Source organism: Aphanothece hegewaldii CCALA 016 (genome assembly GCF_003007785.1).
In the GTDB taxonomy this organism is placed as follows: Bacteria; Cyanobacteriota; Cyanobacteriia; order Cyanobacteriales; family Microcystaceae; genus Chroococcus; species Chroococcus hegewaldii.
The window spans coordinates 1-2220 of sequence record NZ_PXOH01000091.1 but is presented as its reverse complement, the minus strand read 5'-3'; the positions used below and the strand labels follow the sequence as shown (position 1 = coordinate 2220).

Here is a 2220-nt window from a genome sequence, read left to right as displayed (position 1 = left end):
AAAATCCTTTGCCGCAGCTGTAGGAGCAGGACAAGACAAAATTATCCTTTTGGTTCTTGACCGCGCTGGATGGCATATGAGCGAGAAAGTTGAGTTACCATTAGGCATCTTTTTTGAGCCTTTACCTCCTTACTCTCCCGAATTACAACCAGCCGAGAGACTTTGGGCTTTGGCTGATGAGCCTTTGGTCAACAAGAGCTTTGAAACTCTTGATGCTTTGGAAGTGGTTCTCGCTCAACGCTGTCATGTTCTTGCACAAATGCAACCTCAAATTCAAGCTTTGACTAACTATCATTGGTGGCCAGATCCAGAAGTTTTCAAGGCTGGTTAAAACCTCTTTGTATACAATGGCTAATAACTACGGATTTGGTATTATGATCTTCTGGAGCAATGCCAGGCCCGTCATCTGTGACCGCAAATTCGTAGTATTCTCCCTGTTAGGAAATCATAATACGTCCATCGGGCCGATCGTGGTGTTTAATGGCATTACTGAGCAGATTAGCAAAGACTTGCTGGAGTAATAATCGTTTAGTAATCAGCTTCGGCATCTGGTTCAATTCGATGACAAAAGTATCTGGAACGACCAAAGAATCGATGATCTCGTCGAGCAGTTGAGCGACATCTACAGATTCAGTAATGTCCTCGGTGCGACCGACGCGAGAATATTCCAACAGTCCATCAATAAATGATTCTAGACGATGCACCCGTTGGCGTAGGAGAACCATTTGCGTTTGATTTTCTTCTGGCAATTGTCCAGTAAGATCATCCTCAATCCATTGTGTAAGGTTGGAAATGGCTCGTAAGGGAGCTTTAAGATCGTGAGAGACGACGTAGACAAAGCGATCGAGTTCCTGATTGCGTTGGTCTAATTCTGAAGTAGAACGGATCAGGGAAACATTTAACTTGCTCATTTCCCATGCTTGCTCTTGTAGTTTGAGTTCAGATTGCTTACGCTCAGTGATGTCGGCGATAATCAAGACCGCACCAGCGAAAACAAGGTTATCATAGATGGGATCGATTGTTAAGAAGTACCAGCGTCCTTGCCAATTAATTTCAAGCTCTTCACGTCGTTGAGTTTCTTGAGCACGATAGAAGGGAATTATCTGAATTTGCTCTAACATCGGTTTGATAAAATCTTGATGCAAATGCCCAACTAGCTCATCAGATGATTTTTTACCAAAAAGCTTGATCAGCGACTCGTTACAACGGATAAACATTCCTGCATCGTTTAATAAACCGACTCCATCATGAATAGCATTAAAAGTGATCTGCCATTCACGAGCGAGGGTCAAAGCGATTGCTTCAGCTTGTCGGATTCGCAGTAGAGCTTTAATCGTAGCAATTAGCTCGACAGGTTCGACGGGTTGAATCAGATAAGCATCAGCACCACTATCTAGCCCTCTAGCACGATCCCGACTGCCGATAAAATTAGCCGATAGATGAAGAACGGGGATTGAAGCCGTTTCTGGATTGGCTTTAAGACGCTTACAGACCTCAAAACCGTCGAGATCGGGAAGTTTAACCTCTAAAATGATTAAATCAGGTTTTGAAAGACCAATTAGTTGTAGACCATCTTCCCCAGTCGCCGCTTCCACACTATTAAATCCAGCATCTCGCAGCATATGGGCGATAATGTAACGATTAGTCTCATTATCATCTACAAGCAGAACGGTAATAGAGCAATCTTGGAACATATTTAATTCCTTACATCCTCAGATGCAGTCCTAGTCGGAGTAAGGTTTCTCGAATTCGTAACCCTGCCGCCTCTGGAGATAATTACCTTTGAAAGAAGGGTCGCACTCAAGCAAGCTATTTGTTGCCGTTCTCGCTCCTCTAACAATTTTAAAGTATAAATCACCACTGGTATTTGACGGGTGAGGGGATCGTCTTTCAACTTTTTGAGAACTTCTATTCCGCTCATTTCTGGCATGGTCAGATCCAACACGATCGCCGTTGGTTGTTGCTCTAGTGCTAAACGGATGCCTTCTCTGCCTCTATCAGCTTCGATCAGACTTAAACCTGTGCCATCTAAACATTCCTTAAATCGCTCCCGATATAATGGTTCGTCATCAATCAATAAAATGGTCTGTTCCTCCTCTCGTTTGAGCAAGTGATTGAGGGTATTTAACAACAACCATCCATCGGTGATGTTATTGATCTGTTGTTAAACCTCAAATTAAAACTCCAAATTCATCTCGATTGATAAACATTCCAATTACT

General features: G+C 43.0%; 3 protein-coding genes. 1 reads left to right on the top strand and 2 read right to left on the bottom strand.

All coding sequences use genetic code 11. The annotated features are described in order from the left end of the window. On the top strand, positions 1 to 331 hold a 331-nt coding region (locus tag C7H19_RS25030; RefSeq protein WP_181280643.1), incomplete at its 5' end, for a transposase. A 106-nt stretch (positions 332 to 437) separates the two neighbouring features. Here C7H19_RS25030 and C7H19_RS25025 read toward each other — a convergent pair. Both C7H19_RS25025 and C7H19_RS25020 read right to left on the bottom strand, forming a co-directional pair. After that, entirely contained in the window at positions 438 to 1694 is a 1257-nt protein-coding gene (locus C7H19_RS25025) for a sensor histidine kinase (protein WP_106459613.1), read from the bottom strand. Positions 1695 to 1696: 2 nt separating this feature from the next. Next, positions 1697 to 2131 carry a response regulator gene (locus C7H19_RS25020; protein ID WP_219907754.1) on the bottom strand — a complete coding sequence of 145 codons (435 nt, stop codon included), beginning with the start codon at positions 2129 to 2131 and terminating at the stop codon, positions 1697 to 1699. Positions 2132 to 2220: the final 89 nt, after the last annotated feature.